The following is a 13,953-nucleotide window of genomic DNA, read 5'->3' as shown; positions in this document are numbered from 1 at the left end:
GTCAACCTAGCAGATCCATCCGAGTAAGTTAAACGTAAGGCTAAATTGGGGGTTAATCGATGCTAGGGTGCGGCTGGGAGGTAGACGCCTATGGCCACCGAGGAAGAGCTGTTCGCCAGCGTGGACGCCCTGCTGGAGGAGGAACCCCAGCTTCCGTCCCCGGCGGAGCGGGCCCGGCTGCGCGAGGCAGCCGGCATCACCCAGGCCCGCCTCGCGGCCGCGCTGCGCAGCACGACGCAGAGCGTCAAGAACTGGGAGAACGGCCGCTCCGAACCCCGCCCGCCCCGGTTGGAGGCGTACCAGCGACTGCTGCGCGGCTGGGCAGCGAAGTACCCCCCCGCACGGCGCGCCCGCCCCGGCAGTCACGCCGCAGCCCGAAGCGCCGGCCACCTCCACCAGCCGGCCCGCCCAAGAACGGGAGAGCGCCACGCCGGTGGAGGTCGCTGCTGCCCAGGCCTCATCCGAGCTCCCCGCCGTGCAGGCCTCCACCGGGCCCCCCGCCCGCACGGTCGCGCGCCCGGCGACGTCTTCGCGACGTCCGGCCGAGCAGAGGGCCGGGAAGCCCGCCCTCGACTCGCGGTTTCCCCACGGCCCGCTCGCCGTCCTGGACGGTGACGGCTCCGCGTACGGCGTCGACGGCATCGTGCTCGACTGCCCCGCGACCACGATCCCGGAGCTGGTGGAGTGGACGCTGCGCGACTCCGGCCTCGGTGCCGCCAAACTGCACCGTCACGGCAAGGACAGCGACCCGCTGATCGTGCTCACCGCCGCGGCAGCCGTGAAGCTGGGGCTGCCGGAACGCCTGGAGGGCCACGAGCAGCGCCGCTCCCTGCGCCTGCCCGCCGACCACCCGGTCGTGAAGCAGGTCGCCAAGGCGAAGTGGCAGCTGACGCAGCGGGGGTTCGGCCCGTGGGCGCGGATCTACCGCAAGGCTCAGCGACGCGAGCGGCGGTGCGTGCAGCTGGCGATCCTCTCGTGGGACGCCCTCGATGAGCGGTCCTGGCCTGGCGTCGTCGACATGGAACCGGCCGACATCGCGCGCGTCCTCGCCCTCTACGCCCAGCGGGTCATCACCCCGCGCGGCTCCACGGCCGTCTCCGGACTGGAGCTGATGACGGCGCTGCGCCCCCCCACGCGCGCCGAGCGGGACGAAGCGACCGGCAACTGGGTGCCCGGTCACAATCCCGGATCCCTGGGCACGGAGCCTATCGACCCGGCACCGCCGGAGGCCACGCCGGAGCACCCCGTCGTCGTCAACACCGGCTGGAGAGGCGGGTTCCTCAACGAAGAGGCGTACCAGTGGGTGCGGCCGGTGGACTGGCTCACGGACGCGGAGTGCATGCTGCCGTACGCGGTCGGCCTGGACCTCAACACCGCGTTCCTTGCCGCTGCGGCCCGCCTCGTCGTCGGCCTGTCCGCCCCGGACCACTTCCACGCCCCGAAATTCAACCCGAAGATCCCCGGCTCCTGGCTGGTCGACCTCTCCCACATCGAGCTGGACCCGCGCCTGCCCTCGCCGTTCACGCCGGACGGCACCCGCCCGACGGGACCTGCCTGGTACCAGACACACACCGTCGCCTACGCCCAGGAGCTCGGCCACAACGTACAGCCCCTGGAGGCGTATCTACGCCGGGAGACCGGCGCGTACCTGGACCCGTGGCACGACCGCCTCAAGAACGCTTACGTCGACACCCTCGCCGACCTCGGCGTTACCCGGGACCTCACGGACGCCGAGTTCCTCGCCGCGATGGAACGGCACAAGCAGATCGACCCGGCCCTGGTCGCCGTGCTGTCCGCGATCAAGGCAACCGTGAAGGGCGGCGTCGGCAAACTGCGCGAGCGCCCCCAGGGCAAGCACTACAAGGAAGGCGAGCGGTGGCCGGCCCTGGAGCGGCCCACCTGGCGCCCTGACATCCGCGCCGCCGTCATCAGCAAGGCCCGGGTCAACATGCACCGCAAGCTCAGCAACATGGCGAAGATGACAGGGCTGTACCCGCTTGCCGTGCTGTCCGACTGTGTCGTGTACCCCTCGCCCGGCGCCAGTCCGCTGGACATCCTGCCGTACGCGGCCAGCGGGAAGCCTCAGCCGGGCGGGTTCCGCCTCGGGCCTACGCCGGGCCTGGCCAAGATGGAGGGCGTCCAGCCGATGATGTGGGCGGTAGACCTGATGGAGCAGGGTCTCAACCCCGCACGCCACATCAAGGGCGGCGACGCCGTACTGGACGAGGGCGAGTAGGCCCGTGGTCAGGACACCGACGCACCCGGTCGGTCGACCCGAACGACAAGCACTTCACCCGTGAGGGGAGCTGAACCGTGGCCGGAGAGATCGAGGACGCGATCGAGCGGGCCGCCCGGGAGTCGTTCACCCGGGAGCCGCCGAAGACGTTGAAGGGCAAGATCGGCTACCTGCTCAAGCAGTTGGGCAGCGCGAAGGCCGTCGCTCAGGAGATCGGCGTCACCGCCGACTCCGTCAACCGGTACCGGCGCGGCGCCCGCAAGCACGCCCGCGCCGACGTCGCCGCGAGGATCGATGACGCGGTGCGGGCCCGGTGGCAGCCCGGCGTGCGCAAGCGCCGACAGCGTCAAGCCGCAAGCACGGGCGGCATCACGGTGGAGACGCGGGCCCGCTTCGGGTACACCGCACCGGTCGGCACCACCGACGACGGACGCTTCCGCCGCCTCACCGTGCACCTCGCCCCGGAGCACGCCCGCCGCCTGTTCGAGGCGCGCGACGCCGGAGCCGGCGATCAGCAGATGCGTCAAATCATCGCCGACGGATTCAAAGAGGTGTATTTCCAGGACGGTGGTGCTCGCGCCATGGGCCTTTCGGACGTAGCCATCAACGACATCGACTACCTGGATCTCGATTTCTAGCCCAAGCTTTCGGGAGCTGGGCGTTGCAACCAGTTCAGCGGTGACCGTGTTGAGGCGGCAGAGCACTGTCGGTGGCTGATGGCAGGATCACCGGCATGGCTTTCGTACGAACTACTCCGCCACGGCCTGTCGAGGTGACCGCGGTCTTTCCCGAGCTGGCTCAGTTGGCGCGTCCTGCGATCCGGCTGCATCCCCGCCCGGGATCGCCTTCGGTCCGGGACAGCTCGGTCGGTGGGCCGTTGCTGTGGCCGGCCGATGAACCATGGCCGCACTGCGAGGACTCGCACCTGCACCGTGACAGTGGGTTCCGCCAGTCGCCGGCAGACGTACGGCTGGACAGGCGCAGGCTGGCCCGGCTACACCATGATCCCCATGGTCCCGCGTTCACGCCCGAGGAGGAGGCCAGCAAGGAACAGAATGCCGCGAGGCTCGCGGAGCGACTCGACGCCGGCCCTCCCTGGCCATCGGAGTGCCCGGTCCCCATGTTGCCCGTAGCCCAGCTGCATCTGCGCGACATACCCCTGTTGCGGCCGCCCGGACAGGCAGATCTCCTCCAGGTCCTCTGGTGTCCCTACGACCATGATCCGGATTGGAAGCCCGCGACCGCGGTGTTCTGGCGGTCCGCCGCCTCGGTCGTCGACGTCCTCGCCACGCCACCGGAACCCTATGAGGCGAACTACCCAGGCTACGTGCCGGAGCCGTGTCTGCTGGCCCCGGAAGAAATCACTGAATACCCCAACAGCCTCGATCTGAGCCCGGAGACGCGGCTGGCGGTGGGGGACTGGAGCAGATGGCAGGCAGCCGGCGTGGGCGTGGACGGCTCGTACGCGGACTGTCCGCAGGAGTTCTATGACGGCAATCTGGCTGACGCTCCCGGATGGAAGGTCGGGGGCTGGCCGCCATGGGGCCGCACCGACCCGTACCGCCGATACTGCACTGTCTGCGACGCTCAGATGGTCCCGCTGCTGACCATCGCGTCCTTCGAATGGGACGGTGGTGAGCTGCGCGGCTGGGCGCCGTACGAGGACCAAGACGCCGCCTACGCCGCCAGTCATCGTGCCGGGCAGTCCCCCGCGCAGCCGACGAAGGTGGAAGTAGGCAGCACGGACAACATGCAGCTCTACGTTTGCCCCACCCATCCCGAGCACCCGCACACCGACCTGATCCAATGAGCTTCCGGAGCTTGTCAGGGTGTGTGACAAGCCGCTTGCCTCGCTGGTGCCGATCAACCTGATCCGGTGTTCGTGATCAAGCAGTGATTGACAACGGCGCTGAGTACGTCAGAAGGTGCTTGATCGTCAGCAGGGCAGCCACAGCGGAGCAGAGCGTGCTGGTCACCGACGCGCTGCGGCGAGCCGCTCGTGGCGAGTCCAGCGAGGACACAGGGGAAGACCTCCGGGCCGCTGAACTTGCCGCGGCGGTTGAGCTGCTGCGGGGGGCCGGAACGCACCGCTGCGCCTGCTTCTCGCGCACCGGGTCGCAGCGTATGTGCTCACGTTCGTCGCGTCGTTCGGCCTGAACAAGGCACTGGTGTGGAGTGGCGTGCTGGAATTCAGCCTGTGGGGCTGGTTGTTCTGGGTTCCCGTACTCGTTGCCGAAGCCAAGCTCCGCCAGGCCAAGAAGCTGGGACAGGAGCGCGTCATCGCGCGCATACAGGCGCGCCACAACGAACCAACGGAAGCACTAGCTCAGATGACCGCGGACCCGAACGACGAAGCCGAGCGAGCGGCGAACCAGTAGCCGCAGACGATCACCAGCGCGCGGAGGAGGAAGCCGCCGACCGCCACGCTGTGTGATGCTGTTGCGACGCAGGTTTCCCACGTCATTGGGCGACCGCAAGGTACCGCGTCGGCGGTGCGGGTACCCAGGGGACCGCAGGGTGCGGGTCCGGCATCCACACGGGCGAGCCCCTGAAGCAACTACCTGCCCCGGCAGCCGTCTCCTCGCCGCCACGGTTGCCTGAGCCCTCAGTCACTTGGAGCCGCCATGGACCCGCACACCACGCCCGTCGCCCTGATCACCGGTTCCGATTCCGGGATCGGCCGGGCAACCGCGGTCCGGCTGGCTGAAGCCGGCCTGGACATCGGCGTCACCTGGCACCGCGACCACGAAGGCGCGCAGCGGACGGCGGATGAGGTCCGCGCGACAGGACGCCGCGCCGAGATCGAGCAACTGGACTACACCCGCCTACCGGAGGCCGCTGACGTCGTGGACGGGCTGACCGAGCGGCTCGGCAGGATCGATGTACTCGTCAATAACTCGGGGACCGGCACCATGACGCCGTTCCTCGAACTGGATCTCAGCACCGTGCGCCAGGTCCTCGACGTCGATCTGGTGGGTCCGTTCCTGCTTTCCCAGCGCGCCGCCCGCCACATGATCGCGCAGGGCGACGGCGGCCGGATCATCAACGTCACCAGCGTCCATGAGCACCAGCCACGCGTCGGTGCGGCGCCGTACTGCGCGGCCAAAGGCGGGCTCGGGCTGCTCACCCAGGTCATGGCGCTGGAGCTGGCCGAGCACGGGATCACCGTCAACGCCGTCGCTCCCGGGGAGATCGCCACGCCGATGACAGGTCAGGAGGACGCCGACGTCAACGCGGAGCGGCGACCTGGTGTGCCGCTGGGACGCCCCGGAGACGCCCGCGAGGTCGCGGCCGTGATCGCGTTCCTCGCGGGCCCGGATGCCTCCTACGTCACGGGCGCTTCCTGGGCGGTCGACGGAGGCATGCTTCGGATGGGCCCGCAGGCGGGCAGCCACCTCCCCGACGATGCCTGGCGGCGCCCCTGATCGTGTGGCGCCCGAACACGCTCGGGGCGTCACACGGTCAGGGGCACCACCAGGCCGATCAGCCTGATCGCCACGCGTCACTGGTTGGGGGGCGCGGCGCTGATGTCGCCGAGTGCCGAGTCCGGGTCATGCTCGATGGCCAGGTCTCCGATGGAGACGATGCCCAGCGGGTGCTGCCCTTCGTCGACCACCGGTACGCGGCGCACGGAATGCTCGCGCATCACTTCCACCGCGATGCGCAGGTCGTCGTCGGGTCCCACCGTGACGAGATCGGCGCTGCACGCGTCGGCAACGGTTGTGTTGTTCGGGTCGCCGCCCTCGGCCATCGCACGTACGACCAGATCGCGGTCGCTGACCAGGCCGCGCAATCGCTCGCCCTCGGTGACCAGAACGGCGCCGATGTTCTCGTCCCGCATCATCCGGGCCACAGCCGTCACCGAGGTCTGCGGCTCTACAGTCACCGGGGCACTCGTCATGACGTCGCTGACATGCTGGGTCATGGGAACGATCCTTCCTTGGTGGGGGCGGTGGTTTCATCGCCGTTCCACTCCGAGTACCCGTGGGTGAGCGCCACGATGTGGGTGCCGGGGAGGGACTTTTATTGCAGCACGTGGCCTCCGAGGAGGTCGTGGTGGATCCGCAGGACGCCGGGCAGGTCGAGGGGCGGCAGTGGCCGGTTCACCGTACGGCTTCGGCCGACTGGTCCGAGCGGCACTTCCAGCTCAAGGTCGAAGACACCTGGGAGCGCAATGCCGCCGAGATCGCCGAAGCGCTGGTTTCGGCGTACGAGGAGTCCCGTGCCGATCTGGTCGTCCTGATCGGCGACCCCCGCGAACGGCCGACCGTACACGCAAGGCTTCCCGAGGCCATCCGGCAGGTCACAGTCGAGACCGAGCACGGCGGCCGCGCCGCCGGCTCTCCTCCGCCGTGCTCGAAGAGGCCGTCGAGCATGCCCGGCGGCAGCACACCCGTCGCCGCGTCGAGGAGGTGCTCGGCCGCTTCCGCGCCGGACGGGTGGGCACCGACAGGCCGACGGACGCGGTGGAGGGTGTCCCGGCGCCGGCGGAAGCCGCTCGGGAACACCGCATCGACACGTTGCTCATCCGGCCCGACGGGACGGATCTGGCCTGTGAGACATGGGTGGGCGGCGCTCCGGACAAGGTGGCGGTGCGCCGGAGCGACGTGCAGAACCTGGGTGAGAACGATCCGAGTCCGGTGCGGGCCGACGACGCGCCGCTCCGGGCGGCAGCCGTCACCACCGCCGACGTACTGATCGTTCCTCCTCCCGAGGGGGACGGTGCGGACGTTCCGGCAGGTGGTCTCGGCGCCCTGCTGCGCTGGGCTTACGAGCCGACCGCTGTCCGACGACGGCGTACGGCGAGTAGGAGCAAGGCGTTGGACGTACGGTGCGTCGAACGGCCGTCGATGACCCTGCGCGCCGCAGAGTGGCTGCCAAGGTGCTGAGAGGAACGACGGTGGCTGCTGGGGCCGGCTGTGTCCACGTGTTTGAGACAACCGCAGGACAGGCACTCGCAGACGCGCAACAGCAGTCACCCGAGCCTCTTGGGGACGGAGCTACACCCCATGCGCATCCTCGGCAGCAGCGCCCTGTTCCACGCCCCGGCCGCCGCTCGCGTCGTCGACGGTCACATGGTGGCGCTCGCCTCCCACGACAAGCCGCGCTTCCTGCCCCAGTTACGTCAACACGGCTACCCGACCGGCGACGGCGGCTTCCGCGCCCACGGCGTCGACCGGGCCGACTTTGCCCCACCCGGACGAAGGGCGAGGAGTGGACGCAGGAGCACGCCGACCTCGCGGCCGGCACCCAGGCGGACCACGAAGAGCCGCTGTTCGAACTCGTCCATGGGCTGCACCGTGACGCCGGCGGCGAGGCGCTCAAGCTGGCCGGCGGCGTCGCCCTCAACGGCGTCGCGAACTCCAAGGCCGCCGAACGCGACCCGTACGGGCGCGCATGGGCGCTGCCCGCGGCCGAGGACGCCAAAGCCGCCCTCGGCGGGGCCCGGCACGTGGCGGACATCCCGCGGGCGATGCCCTGCGACGATCTTCGCCGCGGATGGAGCGACGACGATCTGCGCGCCTGGCTCGACCAGGCCGCGATCCCTTACGACAAGCCCGACGACAACGCTGAGACAGTCGCCGAGGAACTGGCCCGCGACGGTGTGGTCGCCTGGTTCCAGGGCCGCAAAGCGTACGGGCCGTGTGCTCTCGGGCACCGCTCCCAGCTGCCCCACCCCGGCCAGGCAAGCGCCCACGGCATCATCGTGACCGCCCCGCAGACGCGGCTGGAAGACACGGCGCGCGCGAGCCGGGTGGCGCCGGACCTGCCGACTTCCGTGCGCGCGGTGCCGGCCGGGCCACCGCCATGGACCGCCCCGGCGACCGAAGCCGCCTACGACTACCGCGGGAGGCCACGATGAAGGCTCTCGTCACCCGCCTCGACAGCTTCGGTGACGTGCTGCTCGCCGGGCCCGCCATCCGCGCCGTCGCTGCCCGCGCCGACACCGTCACCCTGCTCGTCGGCCCCCGGGGCGCACCCGCCGCCCGCCTGCTGCCCGGCGTGGACCACATCCTCGTGTGGGACGCCCCCTGGGTGGGCCTCGACCCCCCGCCCGTCGGCCGCGCAGAGGTCGAGTTGCTCGTCGACACGATCGACGCCGACAGGGCCGTGATCCTTACCTCCTTCCACCAGTCCCCGCTGCCCACCGCCCTGTTGCTGCGCCTGGCCGGTGTCGGACACATCGCCGCGGACAGCGAGGACTATCCCGGTTCCCTTCTCGACGTACGCCATCACCGTGCGCAGCACGCCCACGAGGCGGTGGCAGCGCTCGACCTCGCCGAGGCCGCGGGCTTCCCCCGTGTCGACGACGGGCGGTTGCGGGTGCTGCATCCGCCCCGCGCCACCGCGGTGACCGGCCCCGGGCCGTATGTCGTGCTGCACCCGGGCGCGAGCGTCCCCGCCCGCGCCTGGAGCCGCGAACGCAGCGCCGAGGCCGTACGCGAACTGGCCGCGGCAGGGCACCGCGTGGTCGTGACCGGCGGGCCGGACGAGCGGGACCTGACCGCGTACGTCGCCGGGCGGCACGGTCTCGATCTGGGGGGCCGCACAGGCGCCGACGAGTTGGCCGGCGTGCTGGCCGGGGCCGAGGCCCTCGTCACCGGCAACACCGGGCCGGCCCACCTCGCCGCCGCCGTCGGCACCCCGGTCGTCTCGCTCTTCTCACCGGTGGTGCCGGCCGAGCGCTGGCGGCCTTACGGCGTGCCGTACGTGCTCCTCGGTGACCAGTTGGCGCCCTGCGCGGACAGCAGGGCCCGTACCTGCCCCGTGCCCGGCCACCCATGCCTCGAGTCGGTGACCGGGCACGAGGTCGTGGCCGCCGTCGAGAAGCTGATGGGGGAGACATGAGGCTCCTGCTCCGGCACCTGCACGGGCCGGGGACCACGGCCTTCGCGCAGGGACCGCACACCTACGTCGTGCCCGTCACCCCGGACCGCGGACCCGACTGCCGCGAACGCGCCCTCATCGGAGGGCTGCTTCCGGCCGCTCGGCGACTGGACAGGCCACCGCCCGACATCGCCGTCGACCTGCACGGCGACGGCCTTGCCGGCCACCGGCTCCTGGAGTCCCTGCCCCAAGGCCCGCTCCTCGCCTCCGCGCACCCCGGCACCCCCGAGATCGACGGGCCGCCCTGGCACACCGAGGAAAACGAACGAGACCGTGGCCTGCAGCGACGACGACTCCTGGTGGGCGCAGGGTGCCCTGAGTCGTTCAGCCGACCTGTTCGAAGCCCACCCGCGACCGGGCCTGCTCTCCGTGAAAACCCTGGTCGGGCCCGGCCGCCGCACCGGATCCGCTCAACGACTTGCTCGCCACGTCGCCGCCGGGCCCGGCGACCGACCTCGCCGGCACGCAGGTCCTCGGCTTCCTGGCCTGGCCTCCGCCCTCCGCCGCCCTACCGGGACACGGGCGGTCTCCACCCGGTGCTGCTCTTCGGAGCCGAGGAGACCCTGCTCGCCTACGGTCTCGCCGCCCGCGGCGGGGGCGTCACGCACTGCCCCGACGTCGTTGCCCACCACCACCCGGACCCGCCGCCGCGCACCGGTCGCCCGGTCAGAGTCCTCCGCAACGCCCTGCCCACCGCGTGGCTGCGGCGCCCCCTGCCGTACGCCCTCGCTCGCACCCGTGACCTGACCGCGGAGGCCCGCCACGATCCCGCCGCCCGCCGCGCCCTGTGCGAGGCCCTCGCGTGTCTGCCCGCCGCACCGGCGCGCAGCCCGGAGGTCGAGGGCCGCTCGCACCCTGGACACCGCATCCACAGCCACCGGAGCAACGGCATGACCGACCCCCGCACGACCGTCGTCGTCATCACCCACAACCGCCGGCCCGAACTGCTGCGCACCCTCGACCACCTGGCCGAGCTGCCGGAACGCCCTCGCGTGATCGTTACCGACAACGGCTCCGTCGACGGCACCGCCGCCGCCGTCTCCCGCCACCACCCGGAGGTACAGCTGCTGCTCCCCGGCCGCAACCTCGGCGCCGTCGGCCGCAATCTGGCCATGCGCCACGTGCACACACCGTACGTGGCCTTCTGCGACGACGACTCATGGTGGTCGCCGGGCACCCTCTCAGGTGCCGCCAACCTGCTCGACCGGCACGCGGCAGTCGGCGCGGTCACGGCACGCATCGTCGTCGAACCGGACGGCACGGAAGACCCGATCGTCACCGAGCTGCGCAACTCGCCTATCGTGGGGCCGAGTTGGTTGCCAGGTCCGGCTCTCGGCTCCTTCCTGGCCGCGGCGACGGTGCTGCGCGCCGACGCCTTCCGGGCCGCCGGCGGCTTCCATCCCCGGCTGTGGCTCGGCGGCGAGGAGGAACTGCTCGCCGCGGACCTCGCCGCCGACGGCTGGTGGCTGACGTACGCCGATCACCTGACCGTCCATCATCAGCCGTCGGTCGCCAGGGACGCCACGCTGCGCCGGGGCCACGGCATCCGCAACACGCTGTGGTTCACCTGGCTTCGCCGCCCGGTCGGACCCGCGTTGCGCCGTACCGTGCAGTTGGCCCGCACGGTCCCGCGCGACACGGTGTCCCTGCGGGCTTTCGCGGAGGCCGCAGCCGCGCTGCCGTGGGTGCTGCGGGAACGCCGGGTGGTGCCGACGGAGGTCGAGTCCCGGCTGCGGCTCCTGGAGGATTCCCAACGTCGCTCGACCGCTCGCCGGTACACGGGCTGAGCGGGGCCGCGTGCTGTATCGCCCCGATCAGTGAAGGCCAACCGGTGGCTCCAGCCGGTGCTCGCGCGGCGTTCGCCCCGCGGGCCGAGGCCGCGCTCGTCGCGCGGCTTCTGATTCCGACACTGAGCCTCCTGCGCAGGGACTCTTACGGTTCCGTCCACCGGCACAGCAGCCGAAACACCGAGTACAAGGTCACGGGCCAGACCGCGGCGAGAGTCCAGATCACCGCTGGCTCCGAGGTGTCGATGCCGGCCGCCATGAGGGCGACGGACACCACCAGCAGAACCGCTGCGGTCCACGGGCGGGGCCGCCAGCGCGCCACGCGGCCCAGCCGCGGCCGTCGACGCCGACCCAGGGTACGCATCTGCCGGTCCAGGCGGCGGTCGCGGCGCAGCGCGCGTTCGATCTCGAAGAGTATGTGCTGCTCGTCATCGCGGAGCGGACCGGTCGTCACGGACTATCCTCGCTGCGGGCCGCCGGGGGATGAGATGCGGGTGCCCCGTCGCCCTCTCAGTTACGGGTGACCCCGGTAGGAGGAACTGGAGAAGATCCTCCGCGCCGTCCACGACCGCACCCTGGCGGAATCCGGCACCGATCTCGCGGGCGAGCCGGCGGCCGGAGGTCGCACACCATCCCCACCACCGATCGAGCGTGGATTCGTCGAGCCGCTCGGCGGGCACCAGTGCGGGCCACCCGCAGGCGCGGGCCTGCGCCGTCACTTTCGCGCCGCCCTCGACCGGGTCGACGGTCAGCGCGGGAACCCCGGCTCGCAGGGCGAGCACCATGCCGTGCAGCCGGTCAGTGACGACCAGGTCGAGCCGGGAGAGCACCGACTCCAGCTGGGCGGGCGTCGCACTCAGCCGCCAGTCGCGTACGTCGAGCCGGGTCTCGAGCTCCAGAGGGGCGCAGTCCAGGCCGGACAGCCAGCGTGTCAGCTCGTCGGCGACTCGCGTGTGCTGCCGACGCGCTCCGTACTCCTGCTGGCCATGGGTGAGGATCACACCGACCACGGGGCGGGAGGGGAGAGCGGGTGCGCAGGCCGCCAGGTCCGGCGTCGGTTCCGTGTCGGGAGCGTCCCGGGCCAGGACGCGGTGGAAGCCGGTGACGGCAGGGCTGGCAGCGTGGACGACGGAGGTGCCCACGGCGATCCGCACGCAGTGCGCGAACCGCCGGTGCAGCCCTTCGATCTGTGGGCCGTGGAGGGGACCGCAGACGAACACCAGGTGGGAGTAGTCCTCGGGGCGAACCTGCGCCAAGGAGGGCCCGTCCGGCCGGAACACAGGGCTCCAGGCGACGTCGTGGTTCACTCCCGCCTGCCGGAGCGTCTCCTGTACCCGGTTCAGTGCCAGCACGTCCCCGGCGGTCGCCTCACCCTGCAGGAAGCTGAACCAGCCCGTCAGGAGGATCCGCGGTCGCTCTGCCACAGCGACCGGGTGCCCTGCCGTCGTACACGCAATCGTGCTTCGGCGGCGGCAGGGACGCGGCACGTGGCTGTGGAAGAGGAAGGGCATTCCGTTGCGCCGGATGCCCTCCCCGGTTTGCGTGTGCGGGGCCGGGGAGACACGGTCGGGACATTCCAGTCAGCACAGGAAGGGAACGCTCGATGGGACATGGCGGGGACGTCATCGCGGAACTGACCACCGATCACCAGGAGGTAGAGGAGCTGTTCGGGAAGATCGAGGCCCTGCCCGCGGGCGACAAGAAGCGCAAGGTGTACGCCGATCAGGCCGTGATGGAGCTGGTGCGGCATTCGGTCGCCGAGGAGGCATACCTCTACCCGGCCACACGCGAGTTCCTGTCCGACGGCAACAAGGTCGCGGACAAGGAGATCGAGGACCACGCCGAGGCCGAGCGGACCATGAAGGACCTGGAGAGCGTCGATGCCGATGACAAGGAGTTCGACCGGCTCATCGGCGAACTGATGACGGAGATCCGCTCCCACGTCCGCGACGAGGAGGACAACCTCTTCCCCCGGCTGCGGGCGGCAATGTCCGAGGACCAGCTGATGGAGCTGGGCGACAAGGTTCGCCAGGCCAAGAAGACCGCTCCGACCCGGCCGCACCCGTCGGCTCCGGACACGCCGCCGGCCAACAAGCTGCTGGCCCCCGGCGTCGGCATGGTGGACCGGATCAGGGACGCCCTGACAGGCCGCGGCAAGGACTGACCCGGCATCGGTGCCCACGCGCCATTCGCACTCCTCGGTCCCGCAGGCGGTGGTGCCGGCAGTGGTGATCTGTTGCCGAGGAAGCCCCCAGCGCCTGTCCGGGGTGCCGACGGCCGATTCCGTGGTGACAGGGGGGGACTCGCGGGTCATGCGGGTCGGTGTGGTGCAGGTTGAGCCTGATGGGGTCATCGGTGGCGAGGCGCTGGAGCAGTTGGTTCGGGCAGTGACAACCGCCGAGGGGACGGCGCACCGCTGGAACGCTGTCGGCCCGCTGGCGCTGCTGGACATCGGTGACTTGCGCGAGATCAGCACCCTCACATCCGTGCCGACAGCCGAACGCATGCAGCTGACCGGCATCTCCACCGCGCGCGCCGCCCAGAGCCTGGCCGGAGCGGTGGTCGGCCACGGCCATGAAACTCATGGCCCTCCACAGGTCACGGTCCGCCCATGGGCAGTCCGACTTCCCCGCGCCGGTCGGCATGACCACCAGCGTGTCACGGCCCGCCAGGACCGCTTCCATCGCGGTCAGCTGGCCCGGCCGCAATCTCCGTCAGCCGAACACGTCGGTGGCGGTGCGTTGCAAGCGGTCAGGCGCACGGATCTCCCTCTTTCGGGGCATGGTGCCTCCTTCCTGCCTCCACGGTGTTCGTGGTCAGTTTCCCGCTCCGTGGTCAGCGATGGTGCGGCGGAGGGTGGACATCGGAGAGAACAGCATCAGCTCTGGCGGCGTCAGCGACGGCCTCGGCTGCGGCCTCGGCGGCTCGTGCAGCATCGTCAGCAGCGTCGTCCGCGGATGTGTCGCCCGCGGCCTTCTTCCGGGTTGCGGATGACTGGGGCAGCGTTTCTCCGAAGGCGCGCGACACTTCCCTGAGCGCGGA

The 13,953-nt window shown here is 71.0% G+C and carries 13 protein-coding genes and 6 pseudogenes; 14 read left to right on the top strand and 5 right to left on the bottom strand.

Features of this window, described 5'->3' with window-relative positions:
- Positions 1-90: 90 nt before the first annotated feature.
- From AB0O67_RS24550 to AB0O67_RS24530, 5 genes and pseudogenes are all read left to right on the top strand, one after another.
- Positions 91-2,236, top strand: a pseudogene (locus AB0O67_RS24550) (helix-turn-helix domain-containing protein).
- 77 nt (positions 2,237-2,313) lie between these two features.
- Positions 2,314-2,874 carry an XRE family transcriptional regulator gene (locus AB0O67_RS24545; RefSeq protein ID WP_365453751.1) on the top strand — a complete coding sequence of 187 codons (561 nt, stop codon included), beginning with the start codon at positions 2,314-2,316 and terminating at the stop codon, positions 2,872-2,874.
- 95 nt (positions 2,875-2,969) lie between these two features.
- Positions 2,970-4,046, top strand: coding sequence for a hypothetical protein (locus AB0O67_RS24540; RefSeq protein WP_365453748.1), 1,077 nt, complete (start codon positions 2,970-2,972; stop codon positions 4,044-4,046).
- A 316-nt stretch (positions 4,047-4,362) separates the two neighbouring features.
- Positions 4,363-4,614, top strand: coding sequence for a hypothetical protein (locus AB0O67_RS24535; protein ID WP_365453745.1), 252 nt, complete (start codon positions 4,363-4,365; stop codon positions 4,612-4,614).
- A gap of 246 nt (positions 4,615-4,860) precedes the next feature.
- Positions 4,861-5,661 carry an SDR family oxidoreductase gene (locus AB0O67_RS24530; RefSeq protein WP_365453742.1) on the top strand — a complete coding sequence of 267 codons (801 nt, stop codon included), beginning with the start codon at positions 4,861-4,863 and terminating at the stop codon, positions 5,659-5,661.
- Between the two features lie 77 nt (positions 5,662-5,738).
- Here the strand turns inward: AB0O67_RS24530 and AB0O67_RS24525 are convergent, their stop codons facing one another.
- A complete protein-coding gene (locus AB0O67_RS24525; protein ID WP_365453739.1) occupies positions 5,739-6,161 on the bottom strand; it encodes a CBS domain-containing protein in 423 nt (140 codons plus the stop codon).
- Positions 6,162-6,220: 59 nt separating this feature from the next.
- Here AB0O67_RS24525 and AB0O67_RS24520 point away from each other — a divergent pair.
- Positions 6,221-6,520, top strand: a pseudogene (locus AB0O67_RS24520) (Vms1/Ankzf1 family peptidyl-tRNA hydrolase); the annotation flags it as partial.
- Positions 6,521-6,588: 68 nt separating this feature from the next.
- Entirely contained in the window at positions 6,589-7,125 is a 537-nt protein-coding gene (locus AB0O67_RS24515) for a hypothetical protein (protein WP_365453807.1), read from the top strand.
- A 245-nt stretch (positions 7,126-7,370) separates the two neighbouring features.
- Here AB0O67_RS24515 and AB0O67_RS24510 read toward each other — a convergent pair whose 3' ends face one another.
- Complete coding sequence (locus AB0O67_RS24510; RefSeq protein ID WP_365453804.1) at positions 7,371-7,526, bottom strand: hypothetical protein; 156 nt, start codon at positions 7,524-7,526, stop codon at positions 7,371-7,373.
- On the opposite strand from AB0O67_RS24510, the pseudogene AB0O67_RS24505 reads away from it, so the two are divergent.
- The 5 genes and pseudogenes from AB0O67_RS24505 to AB0O67_RS24485 all read left to right on the top strand — a co-directional run.
- Positions 7,509-7,622, top strand: a pseudogene (locus AB0O67_RS24505) (hypothetical protein); the annotation flags it as partial. The gene AB0O67_RS24510 and the pseudogene AB0O67_RS24505 sit on opposite strands and share 18 nt — an antisense overlap.
- Before the next feature lie 66 nt (positions 7,623-7,688).
- Complete coding sequence (locus AB0O67_RS24500) at positions 7,689-8,099, top strand: carbamoyltransferase C-terminal domain-containing protein (protein WP_365453798.1); 411 nt, start codon at positions 7,689-7,691, stop codon at positions 8,097-8,099.
- Entirely contained in the window at positions 8,096-9,085 is a 990-nt protein-coding gene (locus AB0O67_RS24495; protein WP_365453736.1) for a glycosyltransferase family 9 protein, read from the top strand. Before AB0O67_RS24500 ends, AB0O67_RS24495 begins: the two co-directional genes overlap by 4 nt.
- Before the next feature lie 312 nt (positions 9,086-9,397).
- Positions 9,398-10,018 (top strand): annotated as a pseudogene (locus AB0O67_RS24490) (glycosyltransferase family 2 protein); the annotation flags it as partial.
- Positions 10,015-10,911, top strand: a complete 897-nt coding sequence (locus AB0O67_RS24485; RefSeq protein ID WP_365453733.1) for a glycosyltransferase — start codon at positions 10,015-10,017, stop codon at positions 10,909-10,911. The pseudogene AB0O67_RS24490 and the gene AB0O67_RS24485, both read left to right, overlap by 4 nt.
- 145 nt (positions 10,912-11,056) lie before the next feature.
- Here the strand turns inward: AB0O67_RS24485 and AB0O67_RS24480 are convergent, their stop codons facing one another.
- Positions 11,057-11,365: a DUF3040 domain-containing protein gene (locus tag AB0O67_RS24480; RefSeq protein WP_365453730.1), complete on the bottom strand. Its 309-nt coding sequence runs from the start codon at positions 11,363-11,365 to the stop codon at positions 11,057-11,059.
- The gene (locus AB0O67_RS24475) at positions 11,340-12,335 is read right to left on the bottom strand and encodes a polysaccharide pyruvyl transferase family protein (protein WP_365453727.1); all 996 of its coding nucleotides are present in this window, start codon (positions 12,333-12,335) and stop codon (positions 11,340-11,342) included. Before AB0O67_RS24475 ends, AB0O67_RS24480 begins: the two co-directional genes overlap by 26 nt.
- A 179-nt stretch (positions 12,336-12,514) precedes the next feature.
- On the opposite strand from AB0O67_RS24475, the gene AB0O67_RS24470 reads away from it, so the two are divergent.
- Both AB0O67_RS24470 and AB0O67_RS24465 read left to right on the top strand, forming a co-directional pair.
- Entirely contained in the window at positions 12,515-13,075 is a 561-nt protein-coding gene (locus AB0O67_RS24470; protein WP_365453724.1) for a hemerythrin domain-containing protein, read from the top strand.
- 283 nt (positions 13,076-13,358) lie between these two features.
- Positions 13,359-13,481, top strand: a pseudogene (locus AB0O67_RS24465) (Ppx/GppA family phosphatase); the annotation flags it as partial.
- A 265-nt stretch (positions 13,482-13,746) separates the two neighbouring features.
- On the opposite strand, the pseudogene AB0O67_RS24460 reads toward AB0O67_RS24465, so the two are convergent.
- Positions 13,747-13,953 (bottom strand): annotated as a pseudogene (locus AB0O67_RS24460) (SPFH/Band 7/PHB domain protein); the annotation flags it as partial.

Origin of the sequence: Streptomyces sp. NPDC086077 (assembly GCF_040686175.1) — a bacterium.
Lineage (GTDB): Bacteria > Actinomycetota > Actinomycetes > Streptomycetales > Streptomycetaceae > Streptomyces.
Note: the sequence above shows the minus strand (reverse complement) of the source record. Positions and strands in the feature narration are given on the sequence as shown.

Excerpts from the sequence above, each read along its gene's own strand:
- AB0O67_RS24540 (WP_365453748.1), top strand. The coding sequence starts at position 2,970 with ATGGCTTTCGTACGAACTACTCCGCCACGGCCTGTCGAGGTGACCGCG.
- AB0O67_RS24530 (WP_365453742.1), top strand. The coding sequence starts at position 4,861 with ATGGACCCGCACACCACGCCCGTCGCCCTGATCACCGGTTCCGATTCC.
- AB0O67_RS24525 (WP_365453739.1), bottom strand. The coding sequence starts at position 6,161 with ATGACCCAGCATGTCAGCGACGTCATGACGAGTGCCCCGGTGACTGTA.
- AB0O67_RS24510 (WP_365453804.1), bottom strand. The coding sequence starts at position 7,526 with ATGGACGAGTTCGAACAGCGGCTCTTCGTGGTCCGCCTGGGTGCCGGC.
- AB0O67_RS24495 (WP_365453736.1), top strand. The coding sequence starts at position 8,096 with ATGAAGGCTCTCGTCACCCGCCTCGACAGCTTCGGTGACGTGCTGCTC.
- AB0O67_RS24485 (WP_365453733.1), top strand. The coding sequence starts at position 10,015 with ATGACCGACCCCCGCACGACCGTCGTCGTCATCACCCACAACCGCCGG.
- AB0O67_RS24470 (WP_365453724.1), top strand. The coding sequence starts at position 12,515 with ATGGGACATGGCGGGGACGTCATCGCGGAACTGACCACCGATCACCAG.